Raw genomic sequence first — 19,474 nt, 5'->3', positions numbered from 1 at the left:
TCACTCGACTCAAAAAAAGTAGACAGGACTCGAAAATGACCTCCTCCAGCATTCCAACCGTCAAGCTCCTCATCAACGGCCAATTCGTCGAATCACGCAGCACTCAGTGGCGCGACGTGATCAACCCAGCCACCCAGGAAGTTCTGGCTCGCGTGCCCTTCGCCACCGCCGAGGAAATGAACGCCGCCGTGGCCAGCGCCAAGGAAGCCTTCAAGACCTGGCGCAAGACCCCGATCGGCGCCCGCTCCCGGATCTTCTTCAAATACCAGCAACTGATTCGCGAGAACATCAAGGAACTGGCCGCCCTGCTCACCGCCGAACAGGGCAAAACCCTGCCGGATGCCGAAGGTGATGTGTTCCGCGGCCTGGAGGTGGTCGAACACGCCACCTCCATCGGCAACCTGCAGATGGGTGAATTGGCCAACAACGTCGCCAATGGCGTCGACACCTACACCTTGATGCAGCCGCTGGGCGTGTGCGCCGGCATCACCCCGTTCAACTTCCCGGCGATGATCCCGCTGTGGATGTTCCCGATGGCCATCGCTACTGGTAACACCTTCATCCTCAAGCCGTCCGAGCAAGACCCGCTGGTGACCATGCGTCTGGTCGAACTGGCCCTGGAGGCCGGCGTACCCAAGGGCGTGCTCAACGTCATCCATGGCGGCGTCGACGCGGTGAACCTGATCTGCGACCACCCGGACATCAAAGCGGTGTCCTTCGTCGGTTCGACCAAAGTCGGTACCCATGTCTACAACCGCGCCACCCAGAACGGCAAGCGTGCGCAGTGCATGATGGGCGCGAAGAACCACGCCATCGTCCTGCCTGATGCCAACAAGCAGCAGACGTTGAACAACCTGCTGGGCGCCTCTTTCGGCGCCGCCGGTCAACGCTGCATGGCCCTGCCGGTGGTGATTCTGGTGGGTGAAGCGCAGACCTGGCTGCCGGACCTGATCGAGCGGACCAAGACCCTCAAGATCAATGGCGGCACCGAGCCTGGCACGGACATCGGCCCGGTGATCTCCTGCGCGGCGCTGGATCGTGTCCACAGTCTGATTGCCAGCGGCATCGAAGAAGGCGCCAAGCTCGAACTGGATGGACGCAACCCTAGCGTGCCTGGCTACCAGGACGGCAACTTCGTCGGCCCGACCATCTTCTCCAGCGTCACGGCGCAAATGTCTGTGTACCGCGAAGAAATCTTCGGCCCGGTGCTGTGCGTCATGCACGCCGCCAGCCTGAGCGAGGCAATCGAGATCATCAACGCCAATCCGAATGGCAACGGCACCGCCCTGTTCACCCGCTCCGGCGCTGCCGCCCGTCACTTCCAGGAAGAAATCGACGTCGGCCAGGTGGGCATCAACGTGCCGATCCCGGTACCGGTCCCACTGTTCTCGTTCTCTGGTTCGCGCGCCTCCAAGCTCGGCGACCTGGGCCCTTACGGCAAGCAAGTGGTGACCTTCTACACCCAGACCAAAACGGTCACCCAGCGCTGGTTCGACGAGGATGACACCGGCGGTTCGGTGAACACCACCATCACCCTGAAATGATCTGTGGCGAGGGGATTTATCCCCTCGCCACCACACGCAAAAGGTAACCATCATGCATATCGGATTTCTCGGCCTCGGCAACATGGGCGGCCCAATGGCCCGCAACCTGCTCAAGGCTGGCCACAGCCTGACCGTCTTCGATCCTTTCCCGCAGGCGGTCGCCGCCCTGGTGGAAGCTGGCGCCAGCGCCGCAGACTCACCCGCAGCCGTGGCCAAAGCCGGGGTTGAGGTGGTCATCACCATGCTGCCAACCGCCGATCATGTGAAGCAGGTCTATCGCGGCAAGGACGGCCTGCTGGCCAACATTGGCCAAGGCGTGCTGTTGATCGACAGTTCGACCATCGACCCGCTCAGTGCCCGCGAAGTCGCAAAATTTGCCCTGGCCCAAGGCAACCCGATGCTCGACGCACCGGTATCCGGTGGCACCGGCGGCGCGACGGCAGGCACCCTGACCTTTATGGTCGGCGGCCCAGTCAGCGTGTTCGACCAAGCCCTGCCGATCCTCTCGGCCATGGGCAGGAACATCGTGCACTGCGGCGGCGCAGGCAACGGCCAGGTGGCCAAGATCGCCAACAACATGCTGCTCGGCATCTCCATGGTCGGCGTTGCCGAGTCCATGGCCCTGGGTGTGGCCCTGGGTATGGACGCCAAGGTGCTGGCCGGTGTCATCGGCACTTCTACCGGTCGCTGCTGGAGTTCGGAGATCAACAATCCGTTCCCGGGCGTGCTGGAAAACGCTCCGGCCTCGCGTGGTTACAGTGGCGGCTTTGGTACCGACCTGATGCTCAAGGACCTCGGCCTCGCCACCGAAGCTGCGAAACATGTGCGCCAGCCGGTGGTGCTCGGTGCTGCCGCACAGCAGCTGTACCAGACCTTCAGCCTGCAAGGGAATGGCGGCCTGGATTTCTCCGCGATCATCAAACTGTTCCGTGGAGAAGCCTGAGCATGAGCGAGCAGCAAGCCCCGGTGCTGGCCAGTGTGCGCAACCGCGTCGGCCACCTGACGTTGAATCGACCCGGCGCGTTGAACACCCTGGACCTGCCCATGGTGACACTGCTGTGCCGGCACCTGTGGGTCTGGGAACAGGACCCGGAGATTGTCGCCGTGACCATTCGTGGTGCCGGGGAAAAAGCCTTCTGCGCCGGTGGCGACATCCGCATGCTGTACGACAGCCACAAGGCCGGCGACGACCTGCACGAGGTGTTCCTCGAGGAGGAATACGCCCTTGACGAGTACCTGCATCGCTACCCCAAACCGGTATTGGCGCTGCTGGATGGTTATGTGTTGGGCGGCGGTATGGGCCTGGCCCAGGCCGCCTCGCTGCGGGTGATCACCGAGCGCACACGGATGGGGATGCCGGAAGTCGGCATCGGTTTTTTCCCCGATGTCGGTGGCAGTTATTTCCTGCCGCGCCTTCCGGGTGAGCTGGGTATCTATCTGGGCGTCACCGGTTGCCAGATACGTGCCGCCGACGCCCTCTATGCCAACCTGGCTGACTACTGCCTGCCCAGTGAGCAGTTGGCCGAACTGGATGCCGCGCTGGATCAGTTGAACTGGACCGGTGCTCCCGAGGAAGACCTGCAAGACCTGCTCGCCGGCATGGCCACCGAGCGTATTGCAGGATCGGAACTCAAGGCCTATCGCCAGGTGATCGATGAGTATTTTTCCCTGCCCGATGTGCCGGCCATTCGCACCGCCCTGCTGCGCGAGCAACGTCCCGAGCTGCGCGACTGGGCCGAGCAGACGGCCAAACTGCTCGACAGCCGTTCACCACTGGCGATGGCCGTGACCCTGGAGCTGCTGCGTCGCGGTCGTTACCTGAGCCTGGCCGACTGCTTTGCCCTGGAGTTGCACCTGGACTATCAGTGGTTCGACAAAGGCGACCTGATGGAGGGCGTGCGCGCCCTGATCATCGACAAGGACAAGACCCCACGCTGGAACCCACCCACCCTGGCGGAACTGGCACCACCGCGAGTGCATTCCTTTTTCAGCGGCTTCCGTCCGGCCTCTGCCAACCCCCTTCGCACCGCCTGACCGGCAGGAGACACCGCAATGCACGATATCGAATTGACCGAAGAACAACGCATGATCCGCGACATGGCGCGCGACTTTGCCCGCAGCGAAGTCGGCCCGCATGCCCAAGCCTGGGAGAAGGCCGGCTGGATCGATGACGCCGTGGTGGCGCAGATGGGTGAGCTGGGCCTGCTGGGCATGGTAGTGCCGGACACGTGGGGTGGCAGCTACACCGACTATGTGGCCTACGCCCTGGCCGTGGAGGAAATCTCGGCCGGCGACGGTGCGCTCGGCGCATTGATGAGCATCCACAATTCAGTGGGCTGCGGCCCTCTGCTGAAATATGGCAGCCCGTCCCAGCAAGACCGCTGGTTGCCGCTTCTGGCCAGCGGCCAGGCCATCGGCTGCTTCTGCTTGACCGAGCCACAGGCCGGCACCGAAGCGCACAACTTGCGCACTCGCGCCGAACTGCGCGACGGTCAGTGGGTGCTCAACGGCGCCAAGCAGTTCGTCAGCAACGGCAGGCGTGCCAAGCTGGCCATCGTCTTTGCCGTCACTGATCCGGAGCTGGGCAAGAAGGGGCTGTCGGCCTTCCTGGTGCCGACCGACAATCCAGGATTCGTGGTCGACCGCAGCGAACACAAGATGGGTATCAAGGCCTCCGATACCTGCGCAGTGACCCTGAACAACTGCGTGATCCCCCAGGACCATTTGCTGGGCGAACGCGGCAAGGGCCTGGCGATTGCCCTGTCCAACTTGGAAGGCGGACGCATCGGTATCGCCGCCCAGGCCCTGGGCATCGCCCGCGCCGCCTTCGAGGCCGCGCTGGGGTATGCCCGCGAACGCATCCAGTTCGGCAAGCCGATCATCGAACACCAGAGCGTCTCCAATTTGCTCGCCGACATGCACACCCGGCTCAATGCCACCCGACTGCTGGTGCTGCATGCCGCACGCCTGAAAAGCGCCGGGCAACCGTGCTTGTCAGAAGCCTCGCAGGCCAAGCTGTTCGCCTCTGAAATGGCCGAACGCGTGTGCTCCAGCGCGATGCAGATCCATGGTGGCTACGGCTATCTGGAGGACTACCCGGTGGAGCGCTACTACCGCGATGCGCGCATCACCCAGATCTACGAAGGCACCAGCGAGGTCCAGCGCCTGCTGATCGCCCGCGAACTGACCCACTACGCACTCTGAGCCCCTCCGACCGGACGCGCCCGCTGCGTCCGGCTGCCCCCCCCTTTTTGCCACACCTTGTGGAGTCGCCCATGCTCGGTCTGCGTAATATTCCGATCAACCGTCGCCTGTGGTTGATCCTGCTGATGTCCATTTTGATGCTGCTGATTCTGGCCGGCCTGATGCTCAAGCAAAGCTATGACGACCTCTATGCCGCCAAGGCGCTGAAAACCCGCCACGTGGTCGAGACCACCAGTGGCATCCTGCGCCACTTCCAAAACCTGGAAGCTCAGGGGCTCAGTCGAGAGCAGGCGCAGCAACAGGCCAGCGCGGTGATACGTGACCTGCGCTACGACCACGAGGACTACTTCTTCCTCGAAGACCTCGACACCCGGATGGTCATGCACCCCAATCCCAAGCTCCAGGGCCAGCGCATGACCGGCACCCTCGACCCGGATGGCAAGGCGCTGTTCGACGAGATGGTGGCCGTGGCCAAACGCGACGGCTCCGGCCTGGTGAGTTACCGCTGGCCCAAGCCGGGTTCCGACGCGCCGGTGGAGAAGGTTTCCTACGTCGAACTGTTCAAACCCTGGGGCTGGATCGTCGGCTCGGGCATCTACGTCGACGATGTCAAAGTCGAGTTCCGCCGCCAACTGATACAGGCGATCGTCATCCTGATGACCATCGCCCTGCTGCTCAGTGCGCTGATCCTGCTGATTGCCCGCAGCATCGCCTCGCCACTGGCGCAGGTGGTCGACGCCATGGCGAACATCGCCAGCGGCGAGGCCGACCTGACCCGTAACCTGGACAGCCGCTGGCGCGACGAACTGACCGCGCTGAGCGGGCACTTCAACGTGTTCACCCACAAGCTGCGCACGGTGATCGGCGAGTCGATGCAGACCGCCGGCAACCTGGATCAGGCCTCGCAATCACTGGCCGGGATTGCCAGCGACAGCCAGCGCCACAGCCAGCAACAGTCCCAGCAGATGGAACTGGTGGCCACCGCCATTCACGAGGTGTCTTACGCCGTGCAGGAAGTGGCGAAGAACGCCGAACACGCCGCCAACGAAGTCCGCCAGGCCGATGAGCAGGCACGCCAGGGCCAGCACAACCTTGACAACAGCCTGAGCCAGATCGACCAGTTGTCCGAGACCATCGGCCAGGCTGTCGAGGTGATCCAGAGCCTGGCCCAGGAAAGCACCCAGATCGGCAGTGTGCTGGAAGTCATTCGTGCCATCGCCGAGCAGACCAACCTGTTGGCGCTGAATGCCGCCATTGAGGCGGCGCGCGCGGGAGAACAGGGCCGCGGCTTCGCCGTGGTCGCCGACGAGGTGCGCCTGCTGGCCCAGCGCACTCAGCAGTCCATCGCGCAGATCCAGGGCATGATCGAGCGCCTGCAGGGCAACTCGGAAGCGGCGGTGAAGGTCATCAACACCAGCAGCCAGGCCGCTCAACACACCGTGGAACAGGCCCGCCGAACAGGGGAAAGCCTGCACCAGATTCTCAGCGCGCTGCGCAATCTCACCGAACTGAACGCCTCGATCGCCAGCGCCACCCTGGAGCAGTCCCATGTGGTCGAGGACATCAACCAGAATGTCACCCGTGCCGCCTCGCTGGCCCACGACAATGCCCAGGCCGCAGGCCGCTCCAACGAGGCCAGCCAGGCATTGGGCCAACTGGCGGGTCAGCTCAATCGGCTGTTGGGGCAGTTTCGCGTATGAAGGGGATGGCGGCACCTGTCGAACCCTCGCGCTACCTGGAAACCCGCCACAAGGCGCTCGAGCTGTTTGCCCGGTGTGGTTTCAGCCGGGTCAGCATGCGCGACCTCGCCACTTATCTGGGGATCAATGTCGGCTCCATTTACAACCACATCGACAGCAAGGAAGCCCTGCTGTTCGAGCTGATCGAGGAACTCTACGAACAGTTGCTGCACGGCGCCAGCCTGGTGACTCGTCGCAAATCCGCACCGGCGCTACGTCTGCACGGCCTGCTTGAGGCGCACCTCCTGCTGCACGAGCGCATGGGGGCGCATTTCCGCCTGGCGGAGTACGACCTCCACTGTTTGAGCAGCGAACAGCAGGCCTTGATCCTGAACCTGCGCCGACGCTACGAGGAGCACCTGGTGGACGTTGTCGAGCAGCTCACCGGTAAACCGACCAGTGCCACCCGGCGTGCCACCTTGAGCGGCATCGTCTCCCTCCTCAACCAACTGCCGGCCTGGGTTGGCGAGCCTCAGGCAAGCAAGAGCGCACGCCGCAAGCTGCTGCAAGACATGGTGATGAGTGCCCTGCAAGGCGCGTTGCAGGCGACTCATGCCTCAGGCTCAGAACGCTCGTCAAAGCAGTTCTAATGGCCGGACGCTGAACATAAATCTCACGCACAAAAAAAAGCCACTCATTGAGTGGCGTTTTTTGTGAATCCTGGAGCGTTTCTCATGGCAAAGGCGGGACGCTGGCCTTTTGGTCCAACACCTTTGTGGTCCAGGGTGCAGATGAAACTGAGGTCGTCGAGCATTTCGAGGCACTCTACCGCACAGGGCTGGAGCGCCTTAAAGCTGTCGTCGACACCATGGGCTGACGCCCCGAAGCTGCCTGTGCCAAAGGGCAGCAATCGGCCCAATAGCTGACGCCCAAACCGTTGACCACTACAATGCCGTGACACTCGCACTGAAAATACCTTTCAGTGCTGGTGCTCCCGCAGAAGGAAGGGTTCAGGTGAGTCTTGATCTGTATCTAGAAGCTGATAATGCACTCACAGTCCCGGCACTTGGACTAGCCTTGGAAACTGCTGGCGCATTGGAAGTCAACATGGTGAACGGCGGTTTGGAAGCTGCCTTTATGTCGGGCCTAACATTGACTGCCGATGGCGCAACCACTGACTCTACGATTTACGCTGAGGATACGAAGGGCATCGACTTCCGCGTCGCCCTGCGTTGTAACATCAGAATCAAAGGCCCTGAACCGGAAGGGCAGTCGGCCATGGAAGACCTGGACAAAATAGCCGAAGCCATTGCTCAGACCAGTTCTTCACTCTTCCTGATAACCTTCCAGTTCGAAGAAATCTTGTACTGGCGGGACGTAACGGGGTTGCATCGCCCCTGACGCGATGAAATCTGAATCAATATGCCTGAACGTGTGCAGTCCGCTTTGGGTCGACTTCAGCCAGTCGCACCGGGCAGAAAACGGCCAAAAGCGGACAATCGAGTTACTAAATTGAGATGGTAGACTCGCGCATAGCCTAGGGTCTGGGCAGAAGAGCAGTGTTAGGAAATACCTAGTTCTTTAACGCAACTTGTTTGGCTTCGATTTTGAGATCACTGAGACGCTTGAGCATAGCGATGATGTTTACTCGAGCGGATCCCTCATTGGCCAGTCGTAGACGCTTGATTCCTATAACGGAATCGCCGAAGCCAGCCGTAAAAGGCGTTCGGATAATTTCACGCAAAACAACCTTGTTGGTCAATGACTCTGTCAACGTGTATTCCACTTCGCTGGTCACCTCAAAATCCAGTCCGAATATAGGCTGGTCAACGCGCAGCAAATTGGCACGTAGAGCATAGGAGGCTGACTCGTCACCAAGTAAATCAGCATTAGCGAGCGATTGCTTGAGTGCAGCGCCGAAGTCAGGGCTGTCGATTTCCGAAGTCCATAGAGGGTTGGTTTTATCTCCGCCATTCACCTCGGAAAGCCGGACATTATTTCTTAGCTGAGAGTCATAGGTGCTTGCCTTTGCTTGATCGGCAGATACTGACATGCCGGAAATTTGAGCGGGCGAGGCACAGCCAGTGCAAAGAGCAATCAGGGCTGAAGCTAACAGTAAGCGGAGGTACGTCATTCGAAAATCCTTGTGATTGTATAGTCCAAAGAGGCCACAGATGATAGCACTTAGCCACTCACACGGCTACTTAACGAGTGTCCAGATATGGCACTTCGAAACTCTCTGGATCTGTCCTTTCAGGCTTGGATCCCCTAAGCAATCATGGCCGGCAGTAAACGGCCAGACGCGGGCGATCGGCCTTTCCCCATACGGTTGTTGATGTGTTTACCGAACCGGAAAAAGACCGTTCAAGACGCAAGTAGCGTTTACAAATCCGATGTCACGCACCACCGTTTAAACCGCCGCCATCTATCCGTGAATGAAGCCCCCCATCGGTTGCATCCAGCCTTTGGGGTGCAATTCATCAAGCCATCAAGAGCGCCCCACGGATCCTGTGACCGGCAGATTCCCCAGCAAGTGGAGCCCGGTACTCTTCACGAAAGCGTCATAGTCCATCGGTCTCTCGATACGGGTTTCAGCGTTGGGTAGTACGTAGGCCCAGGCACGTTTGGACGATGCGTCGTAAACCAGCTTGAACAGGCGAGTCGGCACCCAGACCTTGTTGTCGCCGATGGTGCTGTGGCCTGAGTCAAAGAGCGGGCCTGTGAAGACAAACACATTGCCATCGGCTCGCTTGGCAAATTTTCTGACATCCGCCTCGACCTTGCTCCAGATCTTCCGGTTGTTGGTGGGGTCTTGCGGCACCATGTTCGACAGCGCAAAGGATTGGGCCATTGCATTGGGGTTCGGTGCATCGGCTGCCGGGGATTGATGGCCGCGGTCCACCGCCGGATGTTGGCTACGGTAGTCGCTCAACTCTGCCCGCCCACTCTTGGGGATGCGTGGGTCCGGGTAGAACTGGTTGGTGCGCTCCTCCCCTTTGGCATCCTGCAGCTGGGCGGCATTGAGGCGTTCGACCACTACCAACGGCGTCTTACTGGTTTGCGAGTACAGCACCGCGAAATTGTCAGAGCACAGGGCCAAGGGATTCATGTTTGCAGGCACAGTGGCCATGTTGATCGGTTTGGCTGCCGGGAACAGATCTGTGCAGCCGTCGAACGATGCCTGTTTCTGTTTGTTTGAGTAGAGTTCCAGCGCCGCGTTCTGGCTGATCGAGCCCGAGTGGGACGCTTGTTCGTGATGCTGGGCGGGCGGCTTGAGGAGATCCAGCAGACTGCGGGCTTCTGCCCCGGTCGAGAGCAAAACAAGGGCCGACAGCCCAACTGCAATTTTGCGTAGGTGCATGCTTTTAATCTTCGAATTGAATTGAGAGTAAACGTACGGCGAGTCCCGATTCACGGAACCCGGTGGAGGCGGTTGCTGATTATCTTGCGGCGAGCATGCTTTCACTGTCCTTGATCAAAATGCCGATGCGGACCCGGTCGGCTCCGAGCAGTACGACCGCTGGCGGTCGTGCGGGATTTATTGACCATGACAAGTCACATTAGTGCTGAGCAGCGTTTACATTCTGTTTGCCAATACCTATGCGGGCTCCTTAACTGGCGCGAAACGTTGTGCGTACTCCTTTGGACTCACCCCCATGCGTCGCACGAAGGCTTTCCTGAGCACGTCGACGCTGTGGTAGCCGCATCGGCGCGCAACCTCTTCCATCGACCGCCTTCCCAGCTCTATTTGCCGACAGGCTGCTTCGACCCGGACGTCCTCGACGTACTTCGCAGGCGTGGTCTTGAATTCCCGCTGAAACATGCGAATCAAGGTCCTCACACTGGTGGCGAGCCTGTCTGCCAGTATCTCGACCGTCAGCTCCGAATGCAGATGCTCACTGATCCATACGCATAACTCATCCAGGTTCGAACCTGTCGCATGCTGCGACTGGAGTGCGACGCTGAACTGTGCCTGGCCGCCTGGACGTCGCAGAAACAGAACCAGATTTTTCGCGATCTCCAAAGCGATGTCGTCACCCAGGTCTTCGCTGACCAAGGCGAGCGCAAGATCAATTCCCGCCGAGATGCCTGCCGAGGTGTACACGTTGCCGTCCTTGACCCAGATCGGGTTGGGATCGACCTGCACGTTGGGATAGCGATCGGCCAGGCTGCGTGCCATCCGCCAATGGGTTGTTGCCTTTCGACCATCCAGAAGCCCTGTCTCGGCCAAGGCGAACGCGCCGACACAGATCGAGCACACACGCCGGACGCTCTTGGCTCGCGTGCGGATCCACTCGATGGCCGTCTGATCCAGCTGATCCATGGCTTTCCAGCCCGACGTCACGATCAACGTGTCGATGGCCCTGTTTTCAAGTCGCTCCTGTTCAAGCGTCTTGTGCGCCATGAGTGCGATGCCGGTGCTGCTCTCCAGGTGTTCATTGGCACCTGCGCAAACGAGCTCAAGTACGTAGGGCACTGAGTCACCACGGTGCAGGTTGTTTGCATAAGCAAACACTTCTGCCGGGCCGATCACATCAAGTGAGTCCACGGGCGGCAAACCCAATATCACCACTCGTTTTTGCGCCACGCCGACAAAGGAGTGGCTTGATTTCGTCGTCATTTTCACAGCGATCTCCCGCATTGACCTGGCACGCACATTGGCACAAATCATCTGAAAATAGTCAATTTTGCCAATTGCAACTATTTAAAATGAACCGCGAGCCCACTTCATCCCCCGGGAGCAAACATGAGTACACCCGTGATCATCGGCGGCTTCAGCGCTCCAGACTCTGAACTCGCTCGCAAGGCCTCTTTCCTCGTCGAACGCGTTCACTCGACCGTGCTCCTGCACCATGTGCATCGCACCTGGTGGTTTGCCGAATTCCTCGGCCAGCAGCGAGGCCTGAAATACGACCGCGAGGCCGTCTATCTCGCCGCACTGCTGCACGACCTGGGCCTGACGTACGAATTTGCAGGCGACCAACGTTTTGAGGTCGACGGCGCCGACGCTGCCAGCCGCTTCCTGTTGGAAAACGGTTATCCGGAATCAAAAGCCGAACTGGTTTGGGATGCGATCGCCCTTCACTCTAGCGCCGGCATCGCCGACCGCAAACAGCCAGAGATCGCCCTGATCTACATGGGCGCCCATGTCGATGTGATGGGATTACGGCTGGAGGAAATCACGCCATCGCTGGTCGAGGATACGCTGGCCCTCTACCCCCGCATTGGCATGAAGGCCGCGTTTACCCAAGCGGTCGCCGAAGTGGCCCGGAAGAAACCTCACACCGCAATTGGCACCGGGCTCGCGGATGTCGGACGTCGTCACGTGCACGGGTTCGAATGCCCGAATGTGTGCGACCTGATTGACCACGCTCCTTTCGATAGCTGACGGCGATGCGCTCCTGCACAGCCTTCTTGAATGGGTAACGCCCGATACGTGATATCGGCGCCAGCCATGTGTGTTCCTTTACTGTGGAGTATTCACCATGCAGCAACGTAAATACCTCGTCACCGGCGCTACGGGAAAAACCGGCGTCTACACCATTCGCCACCTTCTCAACGGCGGTCATGCGGTTCGGGCTTTTGTACACCAGGAGGACGAGCGCAGCGCGGCGCTCCAAAGCGAAGGCGCCGAAATATTTGTGGGCGACCTCCTTGAACATGACGACATCATTCGCGCGATGGAGGGCGTGACAGGCGCCTACCTGTGCTATCCCGTGCGTCCTGGCTACATTCAGGCGACCGCCTATTTTGCGGATGCCGCCCGGCGAGCCGGCGTCGAGGTCGTTGTGGAAATGTCGCAGATTTCTGCTCGGGAAGACTCTTTGAGTCACGCCGCGCGCGACCACTGGATTGCAGAGCGCGTACTCGACTGGTCGGGCGTACCCACCGTGCACATCCGCCCGACATTCTTTTCCGAGTGGCTGATCTTTCCGTGGGTGCTTGATCAGATCAAAAAGGACAACAAGATCACCCTGCCATACGGTACCGGCCGACATGCACCCATCGCCGCTGAAGACCAGGCGCGGCTAATCGCCGCCGTTCTCACACAGCCGTCTGGCCATATCGGGAAAACCTATCCGCTGTACGGCCCTGTCGAGCTGAGCCATCAAGAAATTGCCGACGAAATCAGCGGCATCACAGGCCGCACCATCACCTATAGCCCTTCGACCCTGGAAGAGTATCGCCAGCATCTGCAGACCTACGATCTGCCGGAGTTTGTGATCCAGCACTTCCTTGCCGTCGCGGTCGATTACCAGAATGGAATCTTTAGCGGTGAGGACGGGGTTATCGGCGAAATCACCGGACAAGCGCCTCAAACGGTGGCTGACTTCGTGCGCGCAAACCGGCAAGCGTTCGAGGTGTGATCGCTATGGGCGTATGCACTTGGTCTTGAAGACATACGCATACGCCGCTTTTCACTTAGCATCCAATGATTGTCCATTCATTTCCCATGGAGTGCCTGATGAACCCCAACATAGAGCTGTATGGCGCTCAAACCGGCAACAGTCTGAGGGCTGCGATAGCCTTGGAAGAAGCAGGTATCCCCTACACGGCCCGGAGACTGAATCTGCAAGCGAACGAGCAGCGCGACTTGGCGTACCTGGCGCTTAATCCGACAGGAAAAGTCCCGACCCTGGTCGACCATACGTCGACACCGGCACGGGTCATCAACCAATCAAACGCAATCATTCAGTTCGCGGACGCCAAAGCTCCCGGCCGACTCGCACCCGCGCATCCTGGACCAGAGCGCGACCGGGTGTTTGATCGTTACTTCTTTTTCGTAACGGACGTCATCGGGCCCAGCCATGCGGCATTTTTCCTGCGCCAGACGGGATTCATTGATGCGGCCACAGTCATCGATCTGCGCGTCATTGAACAACTTGCTTATGCAGAACGGTTTCTTACCGGAGACTTTATGGCCGGCGATCAGTTCTCCATGGCGGACATCTCTGCTTTCACCCTTGCGGCATCCATTCGTGACCGGCTGGATTGGGCAGTGCTTTCACGCTTGTCACGCTGGTTCGACGCGATCGAAGCCCGGCCCGCCGTACAGCGAGGATTGAAAGCGTTTCAAAATCACTGAGCGCTATCACACACAAAAAACGCCACTCATTGAGTGGCGTTTTTTGTGAATCCAGGAGCGGTAAACGAGCCAAGGCCGGCTAAATCAGTGCGCGATGCACACCGACTTCAGCTCGGTGTAAGCCTCAATGACCGCGCGACCGAACTCACGGCCCATACCGGATTGTTTAACGCCACCAAACGGCATCGCAGGGTCTAGCAGTACGTGAGCGTTGACCCAAACAGTGCCCGCCTCGATACGCGGCACCATGTTCATGGCTTTGCTCAAGTCGTTGGTCCACAGACTGGCGGCCAGGCCGTAACGATTGTCGTTGGCCAAGGCAATCACCGCGTCTTCATCATCAAACGCCATCACGCCCAGTACCGGACCAAACACCTCCTCACGGGCCACCGCCATGCTGTGGTCGATGTCGGCCAGAATGGTCGGCTGCACATAGAAGCCCTCGCCTTCCAGCAACTCGCCGCCCGATACCACGCGCGCACCTTCCCGGCGAGCCAGCTCGATGTGCTTGAGCACGCTTTGTTGTTGCTTGCGTGATACCAGCGGGTTGATCGCTGCGTCGCAGTTCATACCCGCACCGATCGGCATGGCCGATACCGCCGCCGCGAGACCTTCGACAAACTTGTCGTAGATCGAGCGATGCACATAGAAGCGCGAGGCCGCTGCGCAGACCTGGCCGTTGTTCAGCAGGCCACCGAGGATCGCGCCCTGAATGGCTTTTTCGATGTTGGCATCTTCGAGAACGATCATCGGGTTCTTGCCACCCAGTTCCAGGGCAAAACGCGTCATGTTTTCCATGCAGGCAACGCCGACACTTTTGCCCACAGCGGTGGAGCCGGTGAAGGACACTTTGCTCACCAGCGGGTGCGCCGTCAGCGCGCCGCCAACCGAGGCGCCGCCACCGGTCACGACGTTGAATACGCCCGCAGGAATGCCCGCCTCAATCGCCAATTCAGCCAGACGCATGGCGGTCAACGGGGTTTCCATCGCCGGTTTGATGATCACCGTGCAACCGGTGGCCAGCGCCGGCATCAGCTTCCAGGTGGCGATCAACAGCGGAAAATTCCACGGCACAATCCCGACCACTACACCCACCGGTTCACGCTTGGTGAAGGCGGTGAACTTCGCACCCGGCGGCAGCGGAATCGACACATCAAAGGTCTGCCCTTCGATCTTGGTCGCCCAGCCGGACATGTAGCGCATGAACTCCACGGTGGCGTTCAGATCAAGCGCGCGCGCCATATTGATTGATTTGCCCTGGCTCAAGGTTTCCAACTGGGCCAACTCTTCAGCATGTTCCTCAACCAGGCGGGTGAAGTTCAGCAGAATGCGTTCGCGGTCCGCCGGGCGCAAACCGGACCACACGCCGGACTTGAAGGCGGCATGGGACGACTGCACCGCGCGCTCGACCATTTCCAGCGGCGCATCCAGTGTTTCGCAGAGTGTTTGCCCGGTAGCAGGGTTGACCACGGCAATGCCTTGCCCTTCAGCGAACACCCACTGACCGTCGATAAAACAACCATGACGGCGGTCGAGGAATGCAGCCACTTGCGGCAGAATTTCAACGTTTTTCATAATTCACCTTTCGTTCAGACGAGCTGTTCAGCCAGTAAACCGGCTGATTACTGTTGTTCTTTGAGGAAACACACGACCGCCTGGCGATCGTCTGCAGAGGCCAGCCCCATGTAGGGCATATAGGTCCCCGGCACAAAGGCCTGGGGTTGAGCAATGAGTTGCGCGATGTTTTCGGCTTGCCAATTGATGTCTTTGCTGCGCATGGCCTGGGAGTAGTTGAAGCCTTCCAGCGAACCGGATTTACGCCCGACCACACCCGCCAGGTTAGGCCCCATCATCCCCGCCACTCCCTTGTTCACCGAATGACAAACACCGCATTCATTGGCGAAGACCTGGGCGCCACGGTCCTGGTTTGAGGTGCACTCGGCAGCCAGCGCGGTGTGCGCCAGGGTGAAGGAGAGCAAGCCGATAAGAGGCAATCGCAGGGAGGTAAACATAAGAAACGACCTTGGAGTCCGCGCGCTCGCCAGACGAGCGCCAACACTGAAAGTACCGATACAGCGCCGCATCGGTGGGGTTGGTACGGATTGTCGATGGTCGCAGGCACGCAGGTTTTGTCCTGCGTGCCAGTCGTGTTGGTGGGGCTGCCAAACGGGCCAATCTGGCAAGCACAGCCAACTCTTTGGCAACCACACAAAAGGGCGAAAAAGTTCCGGGCCGTAGTATCGAAAAAGACCGCAAACCTGCGCTCAAGAACAAGAACGGATGCCACACATGCTCAAGTCCCCCTTGCTTCGTCTCTCGACTCTCGCCCTGATGATCAGTGCCGGCCAGGCTGGCGCCTACGAACTCTATGCCGATGATGACAGTCACCTGAACGCTACCCTGGAAGCGGTATTCGGTATTTTCCACAGCCAGGAAAACTACGCGCTGTCCGGCCGCCTTGACCAAGGTTCGTCGTCGTGGCGCGAGGGCTACATCAAATATGGCCTGAGCTTCGACAAAGGCCTCGCCGGTGTGGGCACCGCGTATGGCGCGGCGAACCTGCTCAGTTCCGGCACCTGGGGCGACGGCGATGCCGCGGGCTTCAGCGACGGTTCTGAACGCACCACCAAGTTCGAAGACGCCTACCTCGGCTGGCGCTCGGGCAAGCTTTTTGACGTGCTCGATGAGGACGGTGTGGACCTGTCCTTCGGCCGCCAGAACATTGTGGTCGGTGACGGTTTCCTGATTAATGGCGACGCGCTCAACTTGGGCAAAGGCCTGGCCGACGGCGAATTCAACCGTGGCGGCGCCTACTGGCTGGCCGCGCGCAAAGCGTTCGACGAGACCGCCGTGTTGCGTCTGGGTGGCAAGGAAGGCTGGCGCGGCGACCTCATGTGGTTGAAATCAGACAATCGCGCCCAGGCCAAGACCGAAATGTACGTCGGCACGCTTGAACACGTCGCTGAAGCCGGCACGGTCGGTTTGACCTACATCGACAGCACCGATGTCGACGAGCAATTCGCCTCCCCTGCGCAACTTGAACGCGACGGCATGAAGACCTACAGCTTGCGTGCGACAGGCAACGCCGGGGTGAAAAACCTGTTCCTCTCCGGCGAATACGCCAAGCAGGACAAACCCCACACCGCCACCGAAGATGCCTGGTACCTGGAAGCCGGCTGGACCTTTGCCGACGTCGCCTGGACGCCGTATGTCAGCTACCGCTACAGCCGGTTCTCGGAAGGCTATGACACCCTGTTCTACGGTTTCAACCGCGGTTTCGGCACCTGGTTCCAGGGTGAAGTCGCCGGTAACTACGCAGGCCCGTTCAACACCAACTCGCGCATCCAGAACGTCACACTGAAAGTCTCGCCACTGGAAAACCTGACGGTGGGCGCGATGTATTTCAACTACGACACCATCGACCGCAGCCTGGGCAATACCGATGGCCACGAAGTCGATCTGTATGCCGAATGGCACGTCAACGAGCACCTGACCGTGATGCCGCTGATCGGTCTGTACCAACCGGACAAGAGCGCCGAACAGGGTGGCACCCAGCTAGGCAGCAACGACAAAAACCTCTACAGCCAAGTGGTGTTTGCCACCACGTTCTAAGCCAGACCGGGGCAGTGGCGCATCCACTGCCCCTATGGAAAAAGGCCTTTCCAATGCACAAAAAATTCCTGACGATCCAGAGCAAGATCACTCTGCTTGCCGGCCTTTGCCTGCTGTTGGTGGTGGGTTTGCTGATGGGCTTGTCGCTCTATCAAACGCATCAAAGCAGCCAGCAAGTGGCTCGCGCCAGCAGCGAGATGCTGGCCGATGCTGCCAAAGAACACATGCAAGCGTTAGGCAAAGTGCAGGCCATGCAGGTGCAACGAACCTTCATGCAGACGCACGAATTCGGCCAAGGGTTATCGCGCTATTTGCTCTACCTCAGGCAACTGCAACACCAGGGTAGTCTGACCCGCCAACAACTGCGGCAGGAGCTGAGTACACAGCTTCACCAGGCCCTGATCGACAAGCCCGACCTGCTCGGGCTTTATGTCATTTTCGAGCCCGACGCACTGGACGGCGCCGACGCCAGTTTCGTCGACCAGGCCGCCACGGGCAGCAACGAGACCGGCCGTTTTTCCCTCTATTGGGTACAAAGCAAACCCGGCGAACTGCAAGCGGTGATCGGCGACGAATCGCTACTCGCCAACACCTCTCCCGGTCCCAGCGGCGCGCCGTATAACGCTTTCTACACCTGCGCCCGCGATACCCGTCAGGTCTGCGTGCTGGAGCCCTATTTCGATGAGGCGTCCGGCAGCCGCAAACTGGTCACCAGCATCGCTTTCCCGCTGATGGACAATGACAAAGTCATCGCCGTGGTCGGCCTCGACATCAACCTCGCCGCCCTGCAACAAAACAGCGAAGCCAGCGCGCATCAACTGTTCGACGGCAACGGCCAGATCAGCATCGTCAGCCCGCACGGGGTGATTTCGGCCAACAGCCAGGACGTCAGTCGCCTCGGCCAACCGTTGGACAGTCCCGACGTCATGGACGCGTTGCGTCAAGGACGACCGACAGTGTTTGTCGATCAGCAGCAAATCAAGGTGCTCGAGCCGCTGGCACCGATTGCCGGCGCTGCGCCATGGGGGGTGCTGGTGGGTGTGCCACAGGAGGTGCTACTGGCACCGGTCACCACGCTGCAAAAAGAACTCGATGCGCAAGGTGTGCAAAGCACCGCGCTGGAACTGCTGTTGGGTGGCGGCTCCGCCCTGCTCGGCTTGCTGTTGATCTGGTACACGGCGTTTCGTATCACCCGGCCGCTGCAAGTGTTGACCCGGGTCATGGAAGATATCTCCCTGGGCGAAGGCGACTTGACCCGGCGCCTTGAGGTGCAATCGCGGGATGAGATCGGCCAACTGGCGACCGCCTTCAACCGCTTTGTCGAGCGTATTCACCAGTCGATCCGCGAGGTGTCTTCGGCGGCGCTCGGGGTGAATGAAGTGGCCAAGCGCGTGCTGCTGGCCTCCAACTCGTCGATGAGCAACTTCGACGAACAATCGACCCGCACCCACAGCGTCGCCGCCGCCATCAACGAGCTGGGTGCCGCCGCACAGGAAATAGCAAGTAATGCGTCCAATGCCTCACAGCAGGCCTCTGCCGCACGGCAACAAGCCGAAGACGGGCGTCAGGTGGTGGAGCGCACGATTCAGGTGATGAACGAACTGTCCGGAAAAATCAGCGCGTCGTGCATCAACATTGAAGTGTTGAACGACAAAACCGTGAACATCGGGCAGATCCTTGAAGTGATCAAGGGCATCTCTCAACAGACCAATCTGCTGGCCCTCAACGCGGCCATCGAAGCGGCGCGCGCGGGTGAAGCAGGTCGAGGTTTCGCGGTGGTCGCCGACGAAGTGCGCAGCCTGGCCGGGCGCACCCAAACGTCGGCGCTGGAGATCCAACAGATGATCGAAGCGCTGCAAGTGGGCGCGCGCGACTCGGTCACCACCATGACCGAGAGCCAGCAGCACAGCGAGGAAAGCGTCAACATCGCCAACCTTGCCGGTAAACGGTTGGGCAGCGTGACCCAGCGCATCGGTGAGATCGACAACGTTAACCAGTCCGTTGCGGCTGCGACTGAAGAACAGACCGCAGTGGTCGAGGCTTTGAACGTGGACATAACAGAAATCAACACACTGAATCAGCAAGGGGTGGAAAACCTGCATTCGACGTTGCAGGCCTGCACAGAGCTGGAGCGGCAGGCTGATCGGCTTAATCAGTTGGTGGGGAGTTTTCGTATCTGAAAAACGATGTTGCCTGACACACCGATATCGCGGTGTGTCAGCAATCACGCCAAATCTGGCACCCACACGCAACCAGATGGCATGCGCGCAAACAAGCCACGCCGCCCGCCGCGCGTAGTATCAAAACCGACCTCTTCTACCCCCAAAAACAATAAATCGACCTTCGGG

General features: G+C 59.8%; 17 protein-coding genes and 1 pseudogene. 13 read left to right on the top strand and 5 right to left on the bottom strand.

What is annotated here, in order from left to right; translation table 11 throughout:
• Positions 1-35 precede the first annotated feature (35 nt).
• The 7 genes from ABH912_RS03755 to ABH912_RS03725 all read left to right on the top strand — a co-directional run bounded on the left by ABH912_RS03755 (position 36) and on the right by ABH912_RS03725 (position 7,828).
• Positions 36-1,544, top strand: a complete 1,509-nt coding sequence (locus tag ABH912_RS03755; RefSeq protein ID WP_429509654.1) for a CoA-acylating methylmalonate-semialdehyde dehydrogenase — start codon at positions 36-38, stop codon at positions 1,542-1,544.
• Positions 1,545-1,596: 52 nt separating this feature from the next.
• Positions 1,597-2,487, top strand: coding sequence for a 3-hydroxyisobutyrate dehydrogenase (gene mmsB, locus ABH912_RS03750; protein ID WP_033062103.1), 891 nt, complete (start codon positions 1,597-1,599; stop codon positions 2,485-2,487).
• Positions 2,488-2,489: 2 nt separating this feature from the next.
• Positions 2,490-3,578, top strand: a complete 1,089-nt coding sequence (locus tag ABH912_RS03745; protein ID WP_429509653.1) for an enoyl-CoA hydratase/isomerase family protein — start codon at positions 2,490-2,492, stop codon at positions 3,576-3,578.
• Positions 3,579-3,596: 18 nt separating this feature from the next.
• Positions 3,597-4,748 (top strand): acyl-CoA dehydrogenase family protein, encoded by a 1,152-nt coding sequence (locus tag ABH912_RS03740; RefSeq protein ID WP_429509652.1) that lies wholly within the window; start codon positions 3,597-3,599, stop codon positions 4,746-4,748.
• A gap of 71 nt (positions 4,749-4,819) precedes the next feature.
• On the top strand, positions 4,820-6,448 hold the full coding sequence (locus tag ABH912_RS03735; RefSeq protein ID WP_429509651.1) for a methyl-accepting chemotaxis protein: 1,629 nt from the start codon (positions 4,820-4,822) through the stop codon (positions 6,446-6,448).
• Positions 6,445-7,077, top strand: coding sequence for a TetR/AcrR family transcriptional regulator (locus ABH912_RS03730; protein ID WP_429509650.1), 633 nt, complete (start codon positions 6,445-6,447; stop codon positions 7,075-7,077). The genes ABH912_RS03735 and ABH912_RS03730 overlap by 4 nt, the downstream gene beginning before the upstream one ends.
• Before the next feature lie 364 nt (positions 7,078-7,441).
• Complete coding sequence (locus ABH912_RS03725; RefSeq protein ID WP_429509649.1) at positions 7,442-7,828, top strand: hypothetical protein; 387 nt, start codon at positions 7,442-7,444, stop codon at positions 7,826-7,828.
• A gap of 172 nt (positions 7,829-8,000) precedes the next feature.
• On the opposite strand, the gene ABH912_RS03720 is transcribed toward ABH912_RS03725, so the two are convergent.
• The 3 genes from ABH912_RS03720 to ABH912_RS03710 form a co-directional block, all read right to left on the bottom strand.
• Positions 8,001-8,561 carry a hypothetical protein gene (locus tag ABH912_RS03720; protein ID WP_429509648.1) on the bottom strand — a complete coding sequence of 187 codons (561 nt, stop codon included), beginning with the start codon at positions 8,559-8,561 and terminating at the stop codon, positions 8,001-8,003.
• Positions 8,562-8,915: 354 nt separating this feature from the next.
• Positions 8,916-9,788 (bottom strand): DNA/RNA non-specific endonuclease, encoded by an 873-nt coding sequence (locus ABH912_RS03715; RefSeq protein ID WP_429509647.1) that lies wholly within the window; start codon positions 9,786-9,788, stop codon positions 8,916-8,918.
• A 237-nt stretch (positions 9,789-10,025) separates the two neighbouring features.
• The gene (locus ABH912_RS03710; protein WP_429513027.1) at positions 10,026-11,048 is read right to left on the bottom strand and encodes a GlxA family transcriptional regulator; all 1,023 of its coding nucleotides are present in this window, start codon (positions 11,046-11,048) and stop codon (positions 10,026-10,028) included.
• 126 nt (positions 11,049-11,174) lie between these two features.
• Between ABH912_RS03710 and ABH912_RS03705 the strand changes: the two genes are divergently transcribed.
• The 3 genes from ABH912_RS03705 (at position 11,175) to ABH912_RS03695 (ending at position 13,514) form a co-directional block, all read left to right on the top strand.
• A complete protein-coding gene (locus tag ABH912_RS03705) occupies positions 11,175-11,816 on the top strand; it encodes an HD domain-containing protein (RefSeq protein WP_033062088.1) in 642 nt (213 codons plus the stop codon).
• Positions 11,817-11,913: 97 nt separating this feature from the next.
• Entirely contained in the window at positions 11,914-12,795 is an 882-nt protein-coding gene (locus ABH912_RS03700) for an NmrA family NAD(P)-binding protein (RefSeq protein WP_429509646.1), read from the top strand.
• A 98-nt stretch (positions 12,796-12,893) separates the two neighbouring features.
• Positions 12,894-13,514, top strand: coding sequence for a glutathione S-transferase family protein (locus tag ABH912_RS03695; protein WP_429509645.1), 621 nt, complete (start codon positions 12,894-12,896; stop codon positions 13,512-13,514).
• Positions 13,515-13,598: 84 nt separating this feature from the next.
• Here the strand turns inward: ABH912_RS03695 and ABH912_RS03690 are convergent, their stop codons facing one another.
• Together ABH912_RS03690 and ABH912_RS03685 are read right to left on the bottom strand one after the other, a co-directional pair.
• A complete protein-coding gene (locus tag ABH912_RS03690) occupies positions 13,599-15,089 on the bottom strand; it encodes an aldehyde dehydrogenase family protein (protein WP_429509644.1) in 1,491 nt (496 codons plus the stop codon).
• 47 nt (positions 15,090-15,136) lie between these two features.
• A complete protein-coding gene (locus ABH912_RS03685) occupies positions 15,137-15,526 on the bottom strand; it encodes a c-type cytochrome (protein WP_033062084.1) in 390 nt (129 codons plus the stop codon).
• 277 nt (positions 15,527-15,803) lie between these two features.
• Here ABH912_RS03685 and ABH912_RS03680 point away from each other — a divergent pair, with 277 nt between their 5' ends.
• From ABH912_RS03680 to ABH912_RS03670, 3 genes and pseudogenes are all read left to right on the top strand, one after another.
• The gene (locus ABH912_RS03680) at positions 15,804-17,126 is read left to right on the top strand and encodes a hypothetical protein (protein ID WP_429509643.1); all 1,323 of its coding nucleotides are present in this window, start codon (positions 15,804-15,806) and stop codon (positions 17,124-17,126) included.
• Positions 17,127-17,179: 53 nt separating this feature from the next.
• A pseudogene (locus ABH912_RS03675) lies at positions 17,180-18,451 on the top strand (HAMP domain-containing protein); the annotation flags it as partial.
• A gap of 90 nt (positions 18,452-18,541) precedes the next feature.
• Positions 18,542-19,306, top strand: a complete 765-nt coding sequence (locus tag ABH912_RS03670) for a methyl-accepting chemotaxis protein (RefSeq protein WP_429513025.1) — start codon at positions 18,542-18,544, stop codon at positions 19,304-19,306.
• The last annotated feature ends 168 nt before the right edge of the window (positions 19,307-19,474 follow it).

Origin of the sequence: Pseudomonas sp. BT76 TE3572 (assembly GCF_050435365.1) — a bacterium.
In the GTDB taxonomy this organism is placed as follows: domain Bacteria; phylum Pseudomonadota; class Gammaproteobacteria; order Pseudomonadales; family Pseudomonadaceae; genus Aquipseudomonas; species Aquipseudomonas fluorescens_W.
The sequence above is the reverse complement of the archived record's forward strand: the minus strand, read 5'-3'. Positions and strand labels throughout refer to the sequence as shown.